We start from the raw sequence: 19,185 nt of genomic DNA on the forward strand, positions 1-19,185 counted from the left end.
GCTCGCAGTTAGGCCCGCGGGCGCACCTGGATTTCATCCACGTTTGCGTCCGCACCGGCATCAACGGCCAGACGTACTGCGGCTGCGATCGATTCCGGTCGCATGTACTTCGTGCCGTCGTAACGCCAATCCGCATCATCGCGGTGCCAATTCGACTGCAGCTGCACCTGCATATCGGTATCGACGCGCCCGGGGTGCACGGAGCTGACACGCACTGCGCCGCGTTCTTCCTCGCGCAGCGCATCGGTGAAGGCACGCAGCGCGAACTTCGACGCTGCGTACGGCGAAGTACCAGCTGACGCGCGGAACCCGGAGCCCGAGTTGATGGTCACCAACGTGCCCTCCGCCTTGCGTAGCGCCGGCAACAGCTGGCGAGTCAGGTCGGCGACGGCGACGACGTTGATGTCCATAATCCGCGACCAGTCCGCACGCGAAACATCCGCCACATCCCCATCGACGTACACACCCGCCGAGTGCACCAGCACATCTAGCCCGCGCTCACCGAGCGTCTCCAGCAACTTCGCCACTTCCGCGTTCACGGCGTCGGCATCACCCAGGTCAGCAACGAATACGCTTGCCGACGGCAACTGCGACGCCACCTTCTCGGCAGACTCAGCACTGGTAGCGCCCACAATGACGTGGTGATCACGGGAGAGATCCTTGGCAACCGCCAGGCCGATACCACGGCTTGCGCCCGTGACCAGGGCAATCTTGGTATCAGCGGCAATATCGATGCTCATGCACGGCTCCTTTATTTAGTCGGTATGTACTTGACTTTGGTTTTGGGCTTACTTCTTCGGCTTGGCCCCGCCCACCTGGTCGATGGGGGTGACCTGCAGGAAGTCGATGTTGACGTGGTTCGGACGGGTGGCTGCAAACACAATGATGTCGGCAATATCGTCGGCGGTCAGCGACTCAACGCCGTCGTAGACCGCTGCGGCCTTGGTCTCGTCGCCGTCGAAACGCACAAGTGAGAAGTCAGTGTGGACGCGACCCGGGTCGATTTCGGTGACGCGCACGCCGTCGGCGGCAACCTCCTGGCGCAGGACTTCCACCAGGGCGCGCTCCGCGTGCTTGGCTGCGTTGTAGCCGGCACCACCGGTGTAGACCTGACGGCCCGCGATCGAGCCAACGGTGAGCACAATGCCGCTAGTGGTCTTCAGTGCAGGCAACAGCGCGCGGGTAACACGCAGCGTTCCCAGCACGTTGACGTCGTACATCCAGCGCCACTTTTCCTCGACAGCGCCCTCGACCGACTCCATGCCCCAGGCGCCACCGGCGTTGTTAACCAGCACGTCAACGCGTGGTTCGGCCTTAGCCAGCGCCGCCACATCCTCATCGGAGGTGACATCGACCTTGTAGACCGTCGCTTCACCACCGGCAGCGCGGATCTCCTCCGCGACCGCCTCGAGCTTGTCCTCGCGGCGGGCTCCCAGCACAACGCGAAAACCTTCGGCTGCGAACTGCTTCGCAGTGGCCGCACCAATACCGGAGGAAGCACCGGTAACAACAGCTACTTTCTGGCCATTGGTTGAAGTTTCAGAGGTCATGGGGGCTCATCTCCTTGCTGCATGCGTCTACTGATATTCCCGACTGTAGTCATATGCCGCGCTCTCGTGCTGAAGACTGCGGATGCTTCACACCTGATGTTCCACGTGAAACCTAGATAAAACTGTTCAGGAATTTTTCCGATTCACCCCATACGCCGCCACCAAAACCGCGATACTGGTTTCATGTCTGACCAGCCTCACTTCCCACATCTTCTCTCTCCTCTCGATGTCGGTCCTCTAACTCTGCGCAATCGCATCATCATGGGGTCAATGCACTCCGGCCTGGAAGACCGCACCCGTGACATTCCCAAGCTGGCCGCCTACCTGGGGCGTCGCGCCGAAGGTGGCGTGGGACTCATCGTCACCGGCGGTTATGCTCCCAACATCGAAGGCTGGCTGACTCCAGCCGGTTCGATGATGGCGTCGAAGCGTATGGCGGACAATCACCGCCGCGTTACTGACCTCGTGCACTCCCACGGCAGCCACATTGTGCTGCAGGTTCTGCACGCCGGTCGTTACGGTTACAGCCCGCTGGCTCGCTCCGCTGACACCGGCCAGTCGCCAATTAGCCCGTTTAAGGCTCACCGCCTCACCGGTTTTGATGTCTCGCGCACCATCCGCGCTTATGTCCGCGCTGCGAAGCTCGCGAAGCGTGCCGGCTACGACGGCATCGAGATTATGGGGTCTGAGGGGTACCTGCTCAACCAGTTCCTGGCCGAGCGCACTAACCACCGCTCGGACAACTGGGGTGGCAGCGCCGAGGCTCGCATGCGTCTGCCCATCGAAATTGTCCGCCGCATTCGCGCCGAAGTGGGTGAAGACTTCCTGCTTCAGTACCGCATTTCGCTGCTTGACCTGGTGGAAGACGGCCAGACCTGGTCCGAGACCACCGAGCTCGCACAGCGTCTGGTCGAAGCTGGCGTCGATGTCTTCAACACCGGTATCGGCTGGCACGAAGCACGCGTTCCCACCATTGTCACGTCCGTGCCGCGCGCCGCATTCACAGATCTGACGGGTCGTCTCCGTTCGCTTGTCGACGTCCCGGTGGCAGCCTCCAACCGAATTAATCGCCCCGAGGTTGCGGAGAAGATCCTCGCTGACGGCAACGCGGACCTGATTTCCATGGCCCGCCCGCTGCTGGCTGACCCGGACTTCGCCATCAAGGCCGGCGATGGCCGAGCTGACCAAATCAACACCTGTATCGCCTGTAACCAGGCTTGTCTGGACCACACCTTCGCGGCCAAGCGCTCCACCTGTTTGGTCAACCCGAAGGCAGCCTACGAAACCGAGCTGGTTTCCGTGCCGGTTGCGAAGGACAAGGCCAAGCGCGTCGCCGTCATCGGCGCTGGTGTGGCTGGTCTCGCCTTCGCGGAGGCCGCAGCTCAGCGCGGTCACCACCCGGAGATTTTCGAGGCCGCCGACCAGATTGGTGGCCAGTTCAACCTCGCCGCACAAATCCCGGGCAAGGAGGACTACGGCGAGACGCTGAGGTACTTCTCCCGCCGCCTGGAGGTGCTCGAAGTTCCGGTTCACCTGAACACGCGTGCCGACGTCGACGAGCTCAAGACCAAGTTCGACCACGTAATTGTGGCCACGGGTGTCACCCCACGTATCCCGGGCATTGACGGTATCGACCACGAGAAGGTCATCCGTTACGACGAGCTGCTCTCGGGTGCGAAGCAGGCCGGCAACAAGGTGGCCGTCATCGGTGCTGGTGGTATCGGTGTGGACGTATGTGAGTACCTTACTCGCAAGCCGAACCAGACCATCGAGGCCTGGAAGGATGCCTGGGGCGTCGGTGACCCGGCGGAGTTCCGCGCGGGCCTGACTAAGCCGGGCACGGTCTCCGGCGCGGCTGAGGAGTTTGAGGTTGAGCGCGAGGTACACCTGCTGCAGCGCAAGACCTCCCGCATCGGTAAGGGTCTTGGCAAGACCACTGGCTGGGTTCACCGTGCGGAAATCAAGAAGGCCGGTGTTAAGCAGTACACCGGTGTAACCTACAACCGCATTGATGACGATGGCCTGCACATCACCATCGATGAAAAGCCACAGGTTATCGCGGTTGACAACGTGATTGTCTGTACTGGTCAGGTATCCAATCTGGACTGCCTGGGCGGTAAGGACCGCGAGAGCGTCACCGGTGATAACTCCAATGTCACCATTATCGGTGGCGCAGACGTGGCCGCTGAGCTGGACGCAAAGCGTGCCATCCGCCAGGCTGTCGAGGTCGCGCTAGCGCTGTAAGTCCTAGCACTGTAAGTCTACGCCTCGTAGCGGTCGGTGTAGGCGCGCTGCTCGAACTCGAAGCGGCCCGGGTGAGCCGGAAACTCGCCCGGGGCACCAATGGCCAACAGCAGCGCCACCGCCACATCGGTGTCACCGGCACCGATAGCTTCCTTGACCCCCTGCTCGCTAAAGCCTGTCATCGGAGAGCTGGCCCAACCAAAGGCACTGGCGGTGACCATGGCGAAGGAGGCCGCAATCATGGCGTCGCGGATTGCGAACTCGCGGGAGAGGCCCTTTTCCTCGCGGGCCTCGTGGAAGGAGATCATCGTGGCCTCCCGCTCGGCGGCGGCAACCTCATCCCACAGGCCAGCGGCCTTGTTGGCCTCGACCAGACGCGGAATACCGCGCTTCCAGCCGGTTGGCTCACCAATGAAGGCCAGCAGCAGCGGTGCGTTGGCAACCTGCTGCTGGCCACCTGCAGCTTCCACTACCTTCTGACGCACCTCAGGGTCCTCGATACGCACGATTGCGCGGGACTGAATGTTAAAAGCGCTGGGAGCTTCCAGGGATAGCTCGAGGAGGCGGCGCACGTCGGCGTCGTCAAGCGGCTCGTCAGCGTAGACGCGCGTGGCACGGCGGTTGCGGATGATGTTCTCAAATTCGGTGGCGAACTGGTCGCGCGGAGAATGCGAAGTCATGCATTAGAGATTAGCGGTTCGCCAACCTTCGAGTTCGAGTAGCCAGCGCTTCATTTCGCGGCCACCGGCATAGGATCCGAAGGACCCCGCTCCCCCGCTGGCGGGAACCACGCGGTGACAGGGAATCAGAATACCCAGTGGATTGGTGGCACAGGCCGACCCGGCGGCTCTAGCGGCACGGGGAGAACCGGCCATCTCGGCGAGCTCGCCGTAGGTTACGACCTGGCCATACGGTACATCGCGCAGTGCGGTCAGAGCACGAGCGCGGAAAGAATCCTGGGTGAATAAGTCGCAGTCCAGCGGCAGCGCGAACTCACGGCGCTGCCCGGCAAAGTACTCGCGGAACTGCTGCGCGGCCAGTTCCGCCACCGCCTGCGCTTCGGGGTCGGCGGCGCTGGGGTCGTCGTCAAGCACGGGGCCTAACAGATTGACTTCGACGACCCCGCGGACGGAGGTGGCGATTCCAAGCGCGCCAAAAGGCGTCTCCACCTGGGCAATCGCCATGAAACCTCCTACTTAGCCCTTGTTGGCCTGGAACCAGTCCAGCAGCTCGTCCCACTCCTTCTCGTGACCGGAGCGGAAGTACCCACCGTAGCCTACGCCCTTGCCACCAGCCGGCTGAGCCTGGCGCTTTTCAATCTTTTCAGCAGAGCTCATCACATTGGTGATTAGGTCTGCCGAGGACTCCTCAGTCCAATAGTCATCCGGAACGCGGATGGACAGGAACGGCTGCGTAGCCTTGGAGAAGCGGTTAGCGAAGTCGAACTCGGAGTCGTCGAAGAAGTAGCCTTCCTTACGAGCCCAGCGAGCCCACTGACGCATGACACCGTTCGGCGGCTCCACTGCCAGACGCCATGCCGATGCCGGGATGTGACCGGTGATGAAACCGCTGATTGGGCCGAGGATGTTGAAGGTGAAGAATGCGCGGACCTTGCCCGCCACGGACGGCACCTTGGAAATGCGCATACCGCGGCAGTTGACCAGCGCAGCTGCATCGTAGGTGCCCTCGGAGCCGGCGTAGGCGATGCCGTGACCACCAACCGCGTGGCCGACAGCGAAGTGCGGCATGTCCGGGTAGGTCTCCTTGGCCCACTCGATCACACCCGGAATGTCCTTGGTGATCCAGTCCGACATACGGATGTCTTCATTGTTCAGGTCAGTCTTCAGAGCGGACTGGCCAATTCCGCGGTAGTCATAGGTGATGACGCCGTAGCCCTTTTCTGCCACGGTCTCAGCGAAACGGTGGTAGAAACCCTGCGGCACACCAGTACCGGAGTGAACGGTGATGATGCCGTTCGAAATGTTCTCCGGGTTCTCCTTCGGACGGAACATGGTTCCGCGCAGCAGGACGCGGTCATTAGCCGGAATAATGATGTCCTGGCGAGGGCACGGCTCCGGCAACTTTGGGCTCTTCGCGGAAAAACCGATATTTCCTGTGGGAGTAGTTGAGGCTTCGGAGGTCATTTATGCAGTTCCTTCGAGTGGACTTAAACAGTGCATGATTTTGTATACACAATCTTAAAGTGTAAGACGCATCACTTTCAGCACTTTCGTGGAATTTAGCTCACTTTGGGTACTGCTGAGTCATTTGCTCCCCTACCGAGCGTTCTATCGAGCAGCCTCGCGCGCGTTACAACTGCACATCCCCATAGGCGCGTTCATCCTCAATTGGCTCCAAATGCGAGGAGATATGCACACCTGGGAAGCGCTCCCGCAGCTCATCCTCCATCGCGGTGAGCACATCGTGACCGTGCTCCACGCTCCACGCGCCCGGCACCAGCACATGGAACTCAATGAACTGCTGATGCCCCGACACGCGAGTGCGGATCTCGTGGACGTCGATACCCCGGCTCCGGTCGCGGTGCGAAGCCAGAATCTCGTCCACTGCCTCGCGGTCCTCGCCCTCCATGGCCTTATCCATCAGGCCGCCGCCGGAATCACGCAACAGCTTGTAGCCGGTGACCAGGATGTTTACCGCCACGGCCAGCGCGATCAGCGGGTCGAGCCACCACAGGCCGGTAATCCACACCAGCGCCACGCCAGCAAGCACGCCGACGGAGGTCCACACATCGGTCATCAGATGCTTGCCGTCGGCGGTCAGCGCCAGGGAGTTGTGCTGGCGCCCCGCCCTCATCAGAATCAGTGCCACGACACCATTAATCACCGAAGCAATTACGGTCACGATGAGGCCCAGGCCAATTTGCTCAATCGGCTGCGGGTTCACCAAACGCTCGATAGAGACATAAATAATGGCCGCCGCCGCCACGAAAATCATGGCACCTTCCAGCCCAGCCGAGAAGTACTCCGCCTTGGAATGGCCGAACTCATGGTCGCGGTCTGCAGGTCGCGCGATAACCTTGAGCACAATAATTGCGACAATTGCCGCAACCAGATTGACAATCGACTCCGTCGCGTCGGAAAGCAGGCCCACCGATCCAGTCAGAGCGTAGCCCCAAAACTTCAGCGCGATGGTGACGACCGCCGCCCCCACTGAAAGCCAACCAAAACGAGATAAATCCTGCATATGCAGGCACTTTACTCGCCCTCCCGGAGTCACTACCAGTTCTATGAGCACCGATTTCCAGTTCAATTTGCAGAACATTTCTGCAGGCCTGCCGTTCGCGTCGCAGCTTTCTTCGCTTGCCGACGCCGTGCGCGACCACGACGTGGTAGTCCAGGCCCCACCGGGCACCGGCAAGACCACGCTGGTTCCACCCGCGGTGGCCAACACCCTGGGCGGCCGCATTGTGGTCACGGCTCCCCGGCGCGTGGCGGTGCGCTCGGCGGCGCGGCGGTTGGCGCAGCTGTCGGGCACGAAGCTCGGTGCGGAAGTTGGCTACTCGGTGCGTGGCGACGCCAAGGTTTCCCGCGCCACCCGCGTGGAATTTGTCACTCCCGGAGTGCTGCTGCGCCGCCTGCTGCGCGACGGCGATGTGGACGCCAGCGCGGTGCTCATTGATGAGGTACACGAGCGCGGCTTGGATACCGATTTAGTGCTGGCGATGGTGCGCGACTTGCGGGATATCCGCGATGACCTGCGTCTTGTCGCTATGTCGGCAACGGTGGACGCGCCGAAGTTCGCGACCCTGCTCGGCGGCTCCACCCCGGCTCCCATCGTGGCTGCGGAGGCGGCAATCCACCCGCTGGATATTCGCTACTCGCCCTTCCCACAGCGACTGGATGCACGCGGTGTGACCGACGATTTCCTGCAGCACGTGGCAGCGCAGGCCAGGACACTGGTGGAGGAAGTCACCGGTGATGTCCTGGTTTTCCTCCCCGGCATCCGCGAGGTGGAACGCTGCGCAGGCTATATCGCCGACGCCTCAGATGCGACAGTGCTAACGCTGCACGGCCAGCAGAGCTCCGAGGAGCAGGACCGCGTGTTCCGTCGACAAGCGGGCGGTAGGCGCGTGATTGTATCCACCGCAATCGCGGAATCATCCGTGACCGTGCCGAGCGTGCGCGCCGTCGTCGACGCCTGCCTCGCGCGCGGACCGCGACTCGACATCGCACGCGGTTTCTCCGGCCTGGTCACCAGCTCGTGCGCTCAGTCCTCGGCGAACCAGCGCGCGGGCCGTGCGGGACGTGAGGGCCCGGGCATCGTGGTGCGTTGCATCTCCCAGTCGGAGTTCGCGTCCCTCCCCGCCTGGCCCGCGCCGGAAATCGAGGTCGCCGACCTTACCCAAGCGCTCCTCGATGCCGCCGCGTGGGGCACACCGGGGATGCAGGGACTCAAGCTTCTCGACGCCCCACCACCCCACCACGCGGAGGCTGCAAACCGCATTCTCGCTGGCCTGGGCGCTGTTGATGAGACCGGTGACATCACGGAGCTAGGCCGCACCCTGGCTACCCTGCCGGTGCATCCGCGCATGGGACGCGCGCTACTGACCGCCACAGCCATGATGCCGGAGCACGTCGACACGATTGCGCGCGCAGTGGAAAAACTCACCGATGCCCGCGGTCTGGCCAAGCAGGTGCGCCGCATTGAGCTCGAAACTGAAGCACCCGCCAACCTGCTGCCCTCGGACATCCCCGCGCTGGTCACCGCTCTGGCCTGGCCGGATTTCATCGGGCGGCGCCGCAGTGCGAACTCCGACGAGTACCTCTTCACCGGCGGCACCGCAGCGGAGCTGGCACGCGGTTCCGACCTGCACGGCCACGAGTGGATTGCGGCCGCCGACATCTCGCGGCTCTCCCATGGCCGCGCGATAATCCGCGCCGGTGAGGCAATCGATCTGGAGATCGCCATGCTCGCCGCGGGTCACCTCGCCCGCACGGAGACCACGGCGCGCGTCGAACAGGGCCGCGTTCGCGCCCGCGAGCGCGACCTGCTCGGCGCCATCGAACTTTCCTCCCGCCAGGTCTCTCCGACGCCCGAGCAGTGCATCGCCGCCAACTCCGCTTGGCTTGCCAACGCGCTTGCCGACGCCATCCCCAACCTCGACCGCGACACCGAACAGCTCCGCCGCCGCATGGCCTTTCTCCACACACATCGCGGTGACCCGTGGCCGGATGTCTCCCCCGCAGGGCTCGCGGCCCAGGCCGAGTTCCTTTTCGCTGGTGAGTTGGACCGTCCGACCCCACCCACATTGGATGCCGAGCACCTGCGCCGTCTGCTGCCCTGGCCGGAGGCCACGGACTTCGACAGGCTGGTGCCCGAGCGCCTGGAGGTCCCATCCGGTTCGAAGATTCGCCTGGAGTACCCGGAGGACCCCACGGACGAAGAGGCGCAGATTGTGCTGGCTGTGAAGTTGCAGGAGTGCTTTGGCCTGGCGGAGACCCCACAAATATTGGAAAAGCCGGTGACAATGCACTTGCTGTCACCGGCTCAGCGACCACTCGCGGTCACTGGAGACTTGGAAAGTTTCTGGAATGGCGCCTACGCTCAGGTCCGCTCCGAGATGCGGGGCCGCTACCCCAAGCACCCATGGCCCGAGAACCCGTGGGAGGAGCAGGCTACTGCGAGAACGAAGCGCCGTCGTTAAGCAACTGCCTGTACCCGCACGCGACTGGGATTGCACCAGAGGTAGATTGCGTAGCCCAGGCAGGTGAAGAAGAGCACGCCACCCATGATTCCCTGCATGTTGCCGTAGAACCACTGCCCCACGCCCGCGGCGTGACCGAAGTCGTTGCCCACGAAGACCTTGTACGGCGCCCACCAGTTGGCAATCATGAACAGGGTGCCGACAACGATGTGCCCAATCTCGCGGACGAAGAGCACCAGCGGCACGAAGACCATGACAATCGACCAGTGGTGGCTGACCGCGTACGGTCCGGCGAAGCTGACTGCCAGCGCAACGAAACCGAGGGCTGCGACCTCATAGCCATTGCGGTGGTAGATCCACGCCACGAAAGCGGCGGCGATGGCACCAAAGAGGAAGAAACCGTAAATGCCGACATCGAGCGCAGTGCCCTCCACCCCGGCGCGGGCGAGCAGACCGCTGAATGCCTGGTTGGCCTCATAGGCTGGGGCGCCACCGCGGTTGCCGGCGAAGAACTCATCTGTCCAGAAGTAGATGGACTCTTCAAAGCGCACAGCGAAACCAATAGCGACGGTCGCCAGGAACCAGCAGAAGCTCTTGGCCACGTCCGCAAAGTCACGGCGCATGAGGAACACCAGCGCATACGCCGCGGGGGTGATCTTGATACCCGCTGCGATACCCACGCCGAGTCCACGCAGCTTCTTGGGCAAAAAGCCCAGCACATCGGAGACCACCAGCAGCGCGAGGAAGACGTTAATCTGTCCGAAGAGCACGTTGGCGCGCAGCGGGTCGAGCAGCAACACAACACCGAGCAGGCAGGTGGCCATCAGCTTCGGGCGTTCAGAACCGAGGCGAGTGAAAACCATCCACAGCATCGCCCACACCGCTGCCATCGTGGCAAGCGTCCAGATGATCTGCAGGGTCACCGGTCCCGCCCAGGTCAGCGGGTAAAACAGCAGCGCCGCAAACGGTGGGTAGATGAAGCGGAAACCCGATCTGGTGGGAAACTCTGGTGAGTAGAGATCCTGGTCTCGTCGTAAAGCCCAGCCGGCGTCTTGGAAGACCTCGAGGTCCATCATGTAGGCAGTTGCCGCAAGATAGATGAAGTCGATGACAACGACCAGCGACACCAGCCCAAATACAATTGCTAAAATCCGTCGCTGCATAACGGAAAGCGTCGAGAGTCTGTCCATGAGCATGATTCGACACTACCGCACTGTTCTTCCTACTCAGGCCTTAGAGTGGGAGGTATGTTCGTGGAAAACTATCGCATGGTTCGCTCCGAGATTGACGACGCTTGCCGACGAGCCGGGCGCCAGCCCTCCGAGGTCCGCCTGTTGCCCGTCAGCAAGACTGTGCCTGTCGACGCCCTGGTGGAATCCTGGCCGGAGCTCGCGGCAGCCGGCTGCACTGGCCTGGCGGAAAACCGCGTCCAGGAAGCGGTGGCCAAGGCGGAGGCATTCCGGGAAGCTTTCGGCGAGAAGGCACCACATATGGCCATCATTGGTCCACTGCAGACGAATAAGGCCGGCCACTTGGTCAGCTGTGCCGATGAGTTTCAGGCTCTGGATCGCCCGAAGGTGGCCGGGGCGCTGCAGCGCCGCTTGGCTGATGCCGAGCGCACGCTTGATGTGCTGATTCAGGTCAATGTCTCCCGCGAGCCGCAGAAGTCGGGGCTGGCGCCGAGCCACGCAGCGGAGTTTGTCCGCATGTTCGGGCCCGATGGCGATTACCCGAACCTGCGTCTGCGCGGGTTTATGACCATCGCGGCCCAGAATGATCCGAATGTGCGCGAGACCTTCGCGGAGCTGCGCCAGCTGCGCGACAGTCTGCTCGGTGATTTGCCGGAGGGTGTCAGCCTCGATGAACTGTCGATGGGCATGTCCGGCGACTACCGCGACGCCATCGCTGAGGGGGCGACCACCGTGCGTGTGGGACGCGCGATCTTCGGTGAACGCGTGTATCGCAAATAGAGGCCGCGAAATAGAGGTAATCTCAGTGCCATGAGTTCTCATGTCTCCCCGTGCTCCCGTCGTCGTTTCCTCCTGGGAACTGCCGCCACTGCAGCTGGCGCACTCGTAGCCGCCTGTGCACCGAAGTCTGAAGTTGAGAAGGTCGCCGCTGCCGACATTCCGGTTGGCGGCGGTGTGGTTATCGGCAATTACGTCGTCACGCAGCCGGAGGAGGGCAAGTTCGCCGCTTTCTCCAGTTCGTGCCCGCACCAGAACGGTCGCATCACTGAGGTCAGCAATGGTGTGATGATTTGCCCGAACCACAACTCCCACTTTGATATTGCTACTGGTCAGGTTGTTTCTGGCCCGTCGCGTAAGCCCGCGGGCCAGGCGTCGCTATCGGCCAACGGCACTGAGCTGATTGTGGGTCAGAAGTAGGCTCCGGAAGCAGATTAGTAATCGGTGGAGTCAAGGCCTAAAAGGTCTGCGCCTGCCGGTGCCAGCTGGAATCGCAGCGGGCGGCGACTCGTCGGCGTTGCCAGCCCTTTCGCCTCTAATTCGGCGAGATACTTTCGGGCTGTCCGCTTTTCCTTACCGATGGTGTCTGCGACGTGTTCGAGCTTGATTCCATAATCGGGTCCGAACAGCCGAACCTGTGCCAGGACAAACAACGTGCCAATTTCGTTGTCTGTCAGCGACAAAGACAGTTCCTGCTCTGGCGAATTGGTTAGCTCCGCTATCCGCCGTTCAAGCCTCTCGCACTGGTGGGACTTCACCTGCAGCTCTTCCAGCAGATACTGCTGTGCATTCAGAATGACATCAGCCATCACCTCGACGAAGAATGTAACTTCGCCCCGGTTCATTGGGTCTTCCGTAGTGGTAAAAGCCTTGTAATACTTCGCTTTATCCTCAGCGAGTTGACGAGAAATAGTCAGCGCTGTGGCGGTTGAGAGTGTCTCCCGCAATGCCACTGACAGTAGGAAACGTCCCATCCGGCCGTTGCCATCATAAAACGGGTGAACGAATTCGAACATGAAATGGCTTGCCAAGAGTCGGATAAGCCGATTGTCCTCTGAGGAATTCACAGTTTCCAGGAACTCATTGAGAAGTTGGTGAATAGCAGCTTCACTCTCAACACCGCGGTGGACCTGTCGTTGCCCATCGGTAATTGTGACCGTTGATGCTCTAAAGAGTTCACCGTCTAACTCATCCTCGGCGGCAATTTCATCGCCGAGAAGTTGATTGTATTGCTGCCGGATTCCTGTGAGCGTTGTCGGAAACTCAATCCGCTCATCATTGGCCAGCCGAAAATAGAGCTGACTGAACTCATGGAACCGCTTGTGCTGGGTTCCGGAAGTGTTGTCCAACGCTTCGGCAACTTCTCGCCGTGTGGAGTGGATTCCCTCAATCTCATTGGTGGCTACCACCTCGGCCAGGAGAAGATTGAAGAGATAGTGCGTCCGCGCAGCACCCGGTAGGCGATTCCACAACTGTGAAATCTGCAGCTCTAACGACAGAATCTTTTCAACCTTGGCTGCGAGATCGCTTGTAATGCAGCAAAAGAGCGGCCACTGCCCCAGCGGAAAGTTCCACTGAATCGTCGACGGGGAGTCTTTGCGTAACTGGTATTCGCTCTCCACTGCCTGCTCCGCTTCATTCGCAGACATGTGGAAGATCCTCTTAAGCGGATAGTGCTTCACGACGAGTCTCCCCCCCCCCTCTCTTTCCAATGCTTTTTACATGATGCTTTCTACATATAGTGCCCTAAAAACTAACCCTTAATGCAAAAAACAGCGATTTTTTACATTAAGGGTTCTTTTCGTGGTGTCTAAATGCACTTCGCTGCCGGTTGTGCCCCTACCGCCGCGGCTTCAGCCCCGCCACAGCACAGGCGCCCGCGATGAAGGACAGCACCACCAGCCACGGAATCAGCCCTGCCCACTCGAAGCGGCTGAACACCATGCCGGATACCCAACCGACAATGGACGAGCCCGCGTAGTAGCTGAACAGGTACATGGATGAGGCCTCGGCGCGGTCGCGCTGCGCCACCAGCCCCACGCCGGACGAGGATAGCGAGTGCGCCACGAAGAACGAGGCCGTGAAAATCAGCACGCCCACAATCAGTGCGGGCAGCCACGGCAGCAGCGCCAGCCCCAGGCCTACGCACGCAGCCAGAGTCGCAATGGCGATGAGGCGACGGCGGCTCACCGTCTTCGCCCACACGCCCGCGCGTGCCGACGACCACGTGCCCGACAGGTAGAGAATAAATACGAACCCTGCCAGCGCCGGGGAGAGCCCGAACTTATCGCCCAGTCGGAAACCCAGGTAGTTGTACAGGGAGACAAACGAGCCCATAAACAGGAATGCCAGGGCGCAAAGCGCGAGGATGCGCGGGTCGCGCAAGTGCCGCGCAATGGCCTGCCCCTCCCCCGCAAACGACAGTTTCTTCGGCTGGAACCTGCGCTGCTGTGGCAGAAAATACCAGGTCAGGATGGCGAAGATGAACGCCACCGTCGCCGAGACCGCAATCGCCACCCGCCAGGAGGCGAACTCCAACACAATGGATGGGATGATACGGCCGAGGAGGCCACCGACCGTCGTGCCCGAGATATACAGCCCCATCACGCGACTGACATGGTCGGCGTGGACTTCCTCACTGACATAAGCCATTGCCACCGCGGGCACACCGGCAATGACAATGCCCTGCAACAGGCGCAGCGCAATCATCGAACCGATGCCCGGCGCGATTGATACCACGAGCCCCAGCAACGTTGCCACAAATGCGCTGATGACAATCACACGTCTGCGTCCAAAGCGTTCGGACAATATGGACACCGGGATAATCGCACAGGCCAGGCCACCAGTGGTGGCGGATACCGTCAGTGCGGCGGTGGCTGGGTCGACCGATAGCTCGTCGGAAAGCGTGGGCAGTAGCGCCTGCGTTGCGTAGAGCGCTTGGAACGATGCCAGGCCGGCGAAGAGCACGGCGACGAGCGCGCGGCGGAATCCAGGATCTTCTGGCCGTAGTCCTTCGATCTGTTCGGGGTTTTCGTTAGCGCTAGTCACTTGTCCTACGTTAGCCCTCCCTCCAAACCCCTCGCTGGATACCCGGATCTGAAAAACCTTTTTAATTCGCGCGCGGTATCGCGTTCGTTTTATTAGTTTCGTAGGCATGACTACTTCTCCTGCACAGCCGCAAAGTCGCAACCACGACCGCGAGTACGACATCGTCGTCTACGGTGCCACGGGTTTCGTGGGCCGCTTGATTGTGGACTATCTGGCTAACCACGCCGGTCAGACGAAGGTGGCGCTCGCGGGCAGGAATGCCCAGAAGCTTGCCGACGTCGCGGAGAACGCAGGCGTATCGGACTGGCCGGTCATTGTTGCGGATGCCGCCGACCAGCAGGCGGTGGCAAAGCTTGCGGCCAGTACAAAGGTGGTGCTGACCGTTGTTGGACCGTACGCGAAGTACGGTCGCACCCTGGTGGCCGAGTGCGCCAAGGCCGGCACTCACTATGTCGACCTGTGTGGCGAGGTGCTGTTCGTCCACGACTCCATCGCGAACAATCACGAGGTAGCGCAGCAGACCGGGGCGAAGATTGTCCACTCCTGTGGCTTCGACTCGATTCCCTCCGATGTCGCTGTCCGGGAGCTCCACGAGGCGGCCCACACCAAGCTCGGTGAGACGACCCTGCTGTTCAAGCATGTCAAGGGTGGTGTCTCCGGCGGAACTATCGATTCGGTTCGCGTTCAAATTGAACAGGCCAAGAAGGATCCCAAGCTGCGTCGCATCATCGCCGATCAGTACGCGCTGGCTGAGCCGGGCCCCGACCAGGGTAAGTTCGGCGTCGACCTGCGCCCGGCGCGCTTCCGCCGCCACTGGCGAGCTCCCTTCTTCATGGCGCCTTTCAATACCCGCGTTGTTCAGCGCTCAGCGATGCTGGCGGATTACGGTGATTCCTTCCGCTACCGCGAGCTGCTCAATGTCGGCCGCGGTCCGAAAGCTTTCGTGCGCGCGAATGCTTTCGCAGCTGTCTGCAGGTTGGCACTGGCAGCGCTGGCATTTGGGCCGACGGCCAAGCTTATCGATAAGAAGTTGCCGAAGCCGGGCGAGGGTCCGAGCGCTGAAGCACAGGCCGAGGGTCGCTTCACCATCGAGGCCTACACAGTCGATACCTCCGGCATTCACTGGCGCTCCAGGGTGTCGCTTGAGGAAGACCCAGGGTACGCAGGCACCGCCATGATGATTTCCAGCGCCGCCCTCGCACTCGTTCACGACGATCTGCCGGACACCACCGGCGTGCTCACTCCTACCGTCGCGCTTGGCGACGCTCTGTCCCGCCGTCTCCGCGTCGGCGGCATGACCATTGAGGCGGTGCAGGCTCGATGATTGGTGGCCTGACCGGTACTTTTGCGAATCTCACCCGCGGACCGAAGCTGCCGACTGTAGGTGGCGGTCGCGCGTTAGTGACCGGCGCTTCCTCCGGAATCGGTTGGGCATGCGCGGAGGCACTGGTCAGGGCCGGTTTCGAGGTCATTGGCACGTCCCGCAGAGGCGCCGAGGCACCACACCCCGAGGGCGTGCAGATGGTGGCGCTCGACATGTCCAGCGCAGACGATATCGCTGCCGTGGTCGCCCACGGGCCTTACGACGTCGTCGTTGCCAATGCCGGCGAGAGTCAGTCGGGCGCTTTCGAGGAACTACCCCGCGAAGCGCTTGAGCGCCTCTTCCAGGTCAATGTTCTAGGACAGGTGGAGCTGTTACAGCAGCTGCTGCCCGGCATGCGTGGGGCCGGTCGTGGCCGAATCGTACTGATTGGCTCGATGCTCGGCGGGCTGCCACTGTCCTACCGTTCTTCCTACGTGGCGACCAAGGCCGCTATCCGCGGCTTTGGACTCTCGCTGCGCGGTGAAGTCGCGCAGTTCGGTATCGGCGTGACCGTTGTCGAGCCGGGTGCCATAAACACCGGTATTTCTGCACGTCGGACGACATATAGCGATGAGGGTTCCGTTTACGCTGCTGATGTCCACCGCATGCTGACGAAGTTGAATGCCAATGAGGAAGGGGGCATTCCCGCTTCCGAGATTGCGGAGGTGGTCATGCGCGAGGTGGCTGCCGAGCGACCTTTGGCCCTGGTGGCGCGGGGGTCGTCGGCAAGCGTGGCTGTGCCCTTGATGCGGCGAATTCCGACGCAGGCGATGTTAACCATCATGCGTCGGGTGCATGGGCTGCGGTGAGTAAGCGTGCTATTCCGCAATGGCGCGCATTTCGACTGCCTGCGCGCACGCCTCCGAGGCTTCGTGGGCTAAGTTGATGGCCTCTTGCTCGTCTTCTACCTCGATGATCCAGAACCCCGAGGGGAAAGTCATCGCGTTGTAATACGGCAAATCGCTGTGCGAACCATCCGGTAGCACCGTCATGGCCTGCTCCGGCGGCACTAACCCGCCGGCCATAACCCAGTGGCCTTCGTCCTGGAGCTTCTGATTGAAGCGTCCAACGCGATCAAAGGCAGCGTGCATTTCCTCATCAGAGTCATACGCGTTGATATCTCTGCGGCCATGAACCGTGAAAAAGTACTGCACACCAAGCTCCTGGGTTTCGTTTTGCTAAGTGTAACAGATTAGGTGGGGTTGGACCCGGGATGTTTTGGAGAATTTTGGCTTTGGTTGCTGTTTACCCCCTTGACCGGGGTGGTACTACAGACGGTACTATCAAAGGTGTGGGGGACAAAATAGAAAAAGCGCGGGGGCGATCATGAAACATACAAAACACCGTGGCGCAGCGACCCTCGAGTCAACATTCAAAACCGAAATGGGAAAGCAAAGCCCTACCAGGTCAATCAAGTACTAGCCGCCGTCGACAAACTTCTACTCGAAGGAAAATAACAATGTCTTATCCTGCTGAAAAGTACACCTACCAGGTCTTCTGGTCAGAACCTGATCAAGAATATGTGGCGACGGTACTGGAGTTTCCTTCACTGTCGTGGGTAGCTGAAAACTCGTCGGAAGCGGAACAAAAACTTCGAGACCTCGTTACTGAGGTTCTTATGGATATGGAAGCCTCCGATGAAGCAGTCCCAGAGCCCTTCGGTCACCGTTCCTACTCGGGGCGATTCAACGTCCGAATCCCCAGTTCACTGCACCGGAAACTGGCAATGGCAGCTGCCCGCGAAGGAGTCTCGCTCAACGCTTACATAGCGCAGACACTCGCAGGCGCTGCATAGGTTTTGATTGGGCGTTTTGCGGGCAGGACCTAGTTTTCCTATTTCGCCATTTCCTGTTTCACAGCGGCGGCTCGCTGTGCCCTGATCTCCGCTACCTGCTGCTTGCGGGTATTGAACCCCATGCGCCACGGGGCGGCTAGGCCTGACTCGGGGGCATGCGGGTTATCGCGCCAAGATTTTCCCTCGTTATAGGCCTGCGCGCCCTCACGGTATGCGGCGGACTGCTCGGCAAAGGTTGGGTACGGCTGTTCAGCAGCCTGCCTGTCCTGCGCACCGACAGCTTTCATTTTCGCGCGCAGTTCCTTGATTTTGTCCTGAATCTTGTTGTTGTAGCGTTCCTGCTGCTCTGCAATATCGACGAGTGCCTGCTGCTCGGTGATGGGGTCGAACGAGTCTTGGCCTGCCTTGTCGTAGGCTTCCTTAGCGCGCGGGGTGCGCTCCCAATCACGCAAAGACGGGTTATAAACGCACCAATCTTCCTGGCCGTCGTCTTTGTAGATACTGCCGTTGTGATCCCAGTACTTCGTCATGCGTTTACTCTCCTGAGTGTTTCTGTGGGGATAATATCCCCCTCATGATTAAACCGGAACATCCCCGTCCACGCGGGGAAAACCTTGACACAGCGCAGGAATTCGAGCGCATGGTGGGAACATCCCCGCTCACGCGGGGAAAACATCCGATTGTCCTGGCTCTGCAGCAGCGTCCCGGGAACATCCCCGCTCGCGCGGGGAAAACTCGATGTAGGCGCGCATAATGCCACCCTCAGCGGGAACATCCCCGCTCGCGCGGGGAAAACCTGCGACTGCCCAGAAATCGTTATCGTTCTCAAGGAACATCCCCGCTCGCGCGGGGAAAACTCCAGCCCACGGATATAAGGCAACGTCCCCCACGGAACATCCCCGCTCGCGCGGGGAAAACATGTACGCGGCAGGGCCGTACAACTGCCACACCGGAACATCCCCGCTCGCGCGGGGAAAACCTGTTCCGTGTTGCTGCACGGGCAGGCCTTTTCTGGAACATCCCCGCTCGCGCGGGGAAAACGGGGTTTATTGAGGAGCCAGCCGCGTCGGAGTAGGAACATCCCCGCTCGCGCGGGGAAAACTGGTTGGACAGCCACTCGGTTCTCACGCTCTCCGGAACATCCCCGCTCGCGCGGGGAAAACGCAGGTATTTATCGGCGAGCATCTGTTCCAATGGGAACATCCCCGCTCGCGCGGGGAAAACAGTAGGTCGCCGGGCATGGCTTTTCGGATGGTGGGAACATCCCCGCTCGCGCGGGGAAAACATGCGATTGACGCGTTCACCTCGCTGTCATCGAGGAACATCCCCGCTCGCGCGGGGAAAACTGGCTGATGTTTGGCGTTGCTTCCCTGCTCTGGGGAACATCCCCGCTCGCGCGGGGAAAACACGCCATCAATCAACCGCGCCCCAGCAAACTGCGGAACATCCCCGCTCGCGCGGGGAAAACCGACGAGATACGGGGCACCGTCAGCAATGGTGAGGAACATCCCCGCTCGCGCGGGGAAAACCGGATGCGGGACGGGGATGGGTTG

The 19,185-nt window shown here is 61.1% G+C and carries 18 protein-coding genes and 1 CRISPR repeat array (1 of these 19 running past the window's edge); of the genes, 7 read left to right on the forward strand and 11 right to left on the reverse strand.

The window, feature by feature from the left end; genetic code table 11:
- Nucleotides 1-8 precede the first annotated feature (8 nt).
- Together ADA16_RS10090 and ADA16_RS10095 are read right to left on the reverse strand one after the other, a co-directional pair.
- Nucleotides 9-740: an SDR family oxidoreductase gene (locus ADA16_RS10090; RefSeq protein WP_048761654.1), complete on the reverse strand. Its 732-nt coding sequence runs from the start codon at nucleotides 738-740 to the stop codon at nucleotides 9-11.
- 48 nt (nucleotides 741-788) lie between these two features.
- Nucleotides 789-1,550, reverse strand: coding sequence for an SDR family oxidoreductase (locus ADA16_RS10095; RefSeq protein WP_048761657.1), 762 nt, complete (start codon nucleotides 1,548-1,550; stop codon nucleotides 789-791).
- A gap of 183 nt (nucleotides 1,551-1,733) precedes the next feature.
- Here ADA16_RS10095 and ADA16_RS10100 point away from each other — a divergent pair, with 183 nt between their 5' ends.
- Nucleotides 1,734-3,794, forward strand: a complete 2,061-nt coding sequence (locus tag ADA16_RS10100) for an FAD-dependent oxidoreductase (RefSeq protein WP_048761660.1) — start codon at nucleotides 1,734-1,736, stop codon at nucleotides 3,792-3,794.
- A 17-nt stretch (nucleotides 3,795-3,811) separates the two neighbouring features.
- Here the strand turns inward: ADA16_RS10100 and ADA16_RS10105 are convergent, their stop codons facing one another.
- From ADA16_RS10105 to ADA16_RS10120, 4 genes are all read right to left on the reverse strand, one after another.
- The gene (locus ADA16_RS10105) at nucleotides 3,812-4,474 is read right to left on the reverse strand and encodes a nitroreductase family protein (RefSeq protein ID WP_048761663.1); all 663 of its coding nucleotides are present in this window, start codon (nucleotides 4,472-4,474) and stop codon (nucleotides 3,812-3,814) included.
- Between the two features lie 3 nt (nucleotides 4,475-4,477).
- Nucleotides 4,478-4,978, reverse strand: a complete 501-nt coding sequence (locus ADA16_RS10110) for a methylated-DNA--[protein]-cysteine S-methyltransferase (RefSeq protein WP_048761665.1) — start codon at nucleotides 4,976-4,978, stop codon at nucleotides 4,478-4,480.
- Between the two features lie 12 nt (nucleotides 4,979-4,990).
- Complete coding sequence (locus tag ADA16_RS10115) at nucleotides 4,991-5,938, reverse strand: alpha/beta fold hydrolase (RefSeq protein ID WP_048761670.1); 948 nt, start codon at nucleotides 5,936-5,938, stop codon at nucleotides 4,991-4,993.
- A gap of 166 nt (nucleotides 5,939-6,104) precedes the next feature.
- Nucleotides 6,105-6,998, reverse strand: a complete 894-nt coding sequence (locus ADA16_RS10120; RefSeq protein WP_048761673.1) for a cation diffusion facilitator family transporter — start codon at nucleotides 6,996-6,998, stop codon at nucleotides 6,105-6,107.
- Nucleotides 6,999-7,041: 43 nt separating this feature from the next.
- Here ADA16_RS10120 and ADA16_RS10125 point away from each other — a divergent pair, with 43 nt between their 5' ends.
- A complete protein-coding gene (locus tag ADA16_RS10125) occupies nucleotides 7,042-9,459 on the forward strand; it encodes an ATP-dependent RNA helicase (protein ID WP_048761676.1) in 2,418 nt (805 codons plus the stop codon).
- On the opposite strand, the gene ADA16_RS10130 is transcribed toward ADA16_RS10125, so the two are convergent.
- A complete protein-coding gene (locus ADA16_RS10130; protein WP_048761677.1) occupies nucleotides 9,456-10,655 on the reverse strand; it encodes a glycosyltransferase 87 family protein in 1,200 nt (399 codons plus the stop codon). The two genes, ADA16_RS10125 and ADA16_RS10130, sit on opposite strands and share 4 nt — an antisense overlap.
- 51 nt (nucleotides 10,656-10,706) lie before the next feature.
- On the opposite strand from ADA16_RS10130, the gene ADA16_RS10135 reads away from it, so the two are divergent.
- A complete protein-coding gene (locus tag ADA16_RS10135) occupies nucleotides 10,707-11,429 on the forward strand; it encodes a YggS family pyridoxal phosphate-dependent enzyme (RefSeq protein WP_048731951.1) in 723 nt (240 codons plus the stop codon).
- 30 nt (nucleotides 11,430-11,459) lie between these two features.
- The gene (locus tag ADA16_RS10140; protein ID WP_048761680.1) at nucleotides 11,460-11,846 is read left to right on the forward strand and encodes a Rieske (2Fe-2S) protein; all 387 of its coding nucleotides are present in this window, start codon (nucleotides 11,460-11,462) and stop codon (nucleotides 11,844-11,846) included.
- Between the two features lie 14 nt (nucleotides 11,847-11,860).
- On the opposite strand, the gene ADA16_RS10145 is transcribed toward ADA16_RS10140, so the two are convergent.
- Nucleotides 11,861-13,075, reverse strand: coding sequence for a Fic family protein (locus ADA16_RS10145; RefSeq protein WP_239659441.1), 1,215 nt, complete (start codon nucleotides 13,073-13,075; stop codon nucleotides 11,861-11,863).
- Nucleotides 13,076-13,265: 190 nt separating this feature from the next.
- Nucleotides 13,266-14,474 (reverse strand): MFS transporter, encoded by a 1,209-nt coding sequence (locus tag ADA16_RS10150; protein WP_048761682.1) that lies wholly within the window; start codon nucleotides 14,472-14,474, stop codon nucleotides 13,266-13,268.
- A gap of 106 nt (nucleotides 14,475-14,580) precedes the next feature.
- Here ADA16_RS10150 and ADA16_RS10155 point away from each other — a divergent pair, with 106 nt between their 5' ends.
- On the forward strand, nucleotides 14,581-15,798 hold the full coding sequence (locus ADA16_RS10155; RefSeq protein ID WP_048761684.1) for a saccharopine dehydrogenase family protein: 1,218 nt from the start codon (nucleotides 14,581-14,583) through the stop codon (nucleotides 15,796-15,798).
- Nucleotides 15,795-16,646: an SDR family NAD(P)-dependent oxidoreductase gene (locus tag ADA16_RS10160; protein ID WP_048761686.1), complete on the forward strand. Its 852-nt coding sequence runs from the start codon at nucleotides 15,795-15,797 to the stop codon at nucleotides 16,644-16,646. Before ADA16_RS10155 ends, ADA16_RS10160 begins: the two co-directional genes overlap by 4 nt.
- Nucleotides 16,647-16,655: 9 nt before the next feature.
- Here ADA16_RS10160 and ADA16_RS10165 read toward each other — a convergent pair whose 3' ends face one another.
- A complete protein-coding gene (locus ADA16_RS10165) occupies nucleotides 16,656-16,991 on the reverse strand; it encodes a YciI family protein (RefSeq protein ID WP_048761689.1) in 336 nt (111 codons plus the stop codon).
- Nucleotides 16,992-17,296: 305 nt separating this feature from the next.
- Between ADA16_RS10165 and ADA16_RS10170 the strand changes: the two genes are divergently transcribed.
- The gene (locus ADA16_RS10170) at nucleotides 17,297-17,632 is read left to right on the forward strand and encodes a type II toxin-antitoxin system HicB family antitoxin (RefSeq protein ID WP_048761690.1); all 336 of its coding nucleotides are present in this window, start codon (nucleotides 17,297-17,299) and stop codon (nucleotides 17,630-17,632) included.
- A 38-nt stretch (nucleotides 17,633-17,670) separates the two neighbouring features.
- Here ADA16_RS10170 and ADA16_RS10175 read toward each other — a convergent pair whose 3' ends face one another.
- Entirely contained in the window at nucleotides 17,671-18,162 is a 492-nt protein-coding gene (locus ADA16_RS10175; RefSeq protein WP_048761693.1) for a hypothetical protein, read from the reverse strand.
- A gap of 55 nt (nucleotides 18,163-18,217) precedes the next feature.
- Nucleotides 18,218-19,185: a CRISPR direct-repeat array (repeat unit 28 nt; unit sequence GGAACATCCCCGCTCGCGCGGGGAAAAC) (it continues 709 nt past the right edge of the window).

Source organism: Corynebacterium vitaeruminis (genome assembly GCF_001054325.1).
GTDB lineage: Bacteria > Actinomycetota > Actinomycetes > Mycobacteriales > Mycobacteriaceae > Corynebacterium > Corynebacterium vitaeruminis_A.

What these genes read in the sequence shown, in the direction of transcription:
- ADA16_RS10140 (WP_048761680.1), top strand. Translation starts at nt 11,460, where the DNA reads ATGAGTTCTCATGTCTCCCCGTGCTCCCGTCGTCGTTTCCTCCTGGGA.
- ADA16_RS10135 (WP_048731951.1), top strand. Translation starts at nt 10,707, where the DNA reads ATGTTCGTGGAAAACTATCGCATGGTTCGCTCCGAGATTGACGACGCT.
- ADA16_RS10130 (WP_048761677.1), bottom strand. Translation starts at nt 10,655, where the DNA reads ATGCTCATGGACAGACTCTCGACGCTTTCCGTTATGCAGCGACGGATT.
- ADA16_RS10095 (WP_048761657.1), bottom strand. Translation starts at nt 1,550, where the DNA reads ATGACCTCTGAAACTTCAACCAATGGCCAGAAAGTAGCTGTTGTTACC.
- ADA16_RS10105 (WP_048761663.1), bottom strand. Translation starts at nt 4,474, where the DNA reads ATGACTTCGCATTCTCCGCGCGACCAGTTCGCCACCGAATTTGAGAAC.
- ADA16_RS10125 (WP_048761676.1), top strand. Translation starts at nt 7,042, where the DNA reads ATGAGCACCGATTTCCAGTTCAATTTGCAGAACATTTCTGCAGGCCTG.
- ADA16_RS10090 (WP_048761654.1), bottom strand. Translation starts at nt 740, where the DNA reads ATGAGCATCGATATTGCCGCTGATACCAAGATTGCCCTGGTCACGGGC.
- ADA16_RS10160 (WP_048761686.1), top strand. Translation starts at nt 15,795, where the DNA reads ATGATTGGTGGCCTGACCGGTACTTTTGCGAATCTCACCCGCGGACCG.
- ADA16_RS10170 (WP_048761690.1), top strand. Translation starts at nt 17,297, where the DNA reads ATGTCTTATCCTGCTGAAAAGTACACCTACCAGGTCTTCTGGTCAGAA.
- ADA16_RS10120 (WP_048761673.1), bottom strand. Translation starts at nt 6,998, where the DNA reads ATGCAGGATTTATCTCGTTTTGGTTGGCTTTCAGTGGGGGCGGCGGTC.
- ADA16_RS10115 (WP_048761670.1), bottom strand. Translation starts at nt 5,938, where the DNA reads ATGACCTCCGAAGCCTCAACTACTCCCACAGGAAATATCGGTTTTTCC.
- ADA16_RS10175 (WP_048761693.1), bottom strand. Translation starts at nt 18,162, where the DNA reads ATGACGAAGTACTGGGATCACAACGGCAGTATCTACAAAGACGACGGC.
- ADA16_RS10145 (WP_239659441.1), bottom strand. Translation starts at nt 13,075, where the DNA reads ATGTCTGCGAATGAAGCGGAGCAGGCAGTGGAGAGCGAATACCAGTTA.
- ADA16_RS10100 (WP_048761660.1), top strand. Translation starts at nt 1,734, where the DNA reads ATGTCTGACCAGCCTCACTTCCCACATCTTCTCTCTCCTCTCGATGTC.
- ADA16_RS10155 (WP_048761684.1), top strand. Translation starts at nt 14,581, where the DNA reads ATGACTACTTCTCCTGCACAGCCGCAAAGTCGCAACCACGACCGCGAG.
- ADA16_RS10110 (WP_048761665.1), bottom strand. Translation starts at nt 4,978, where the DNA reads ATGGCGATTGCCCAGGTGGAGACGCCTTTTGGCGCGCTTGGAATCGCC.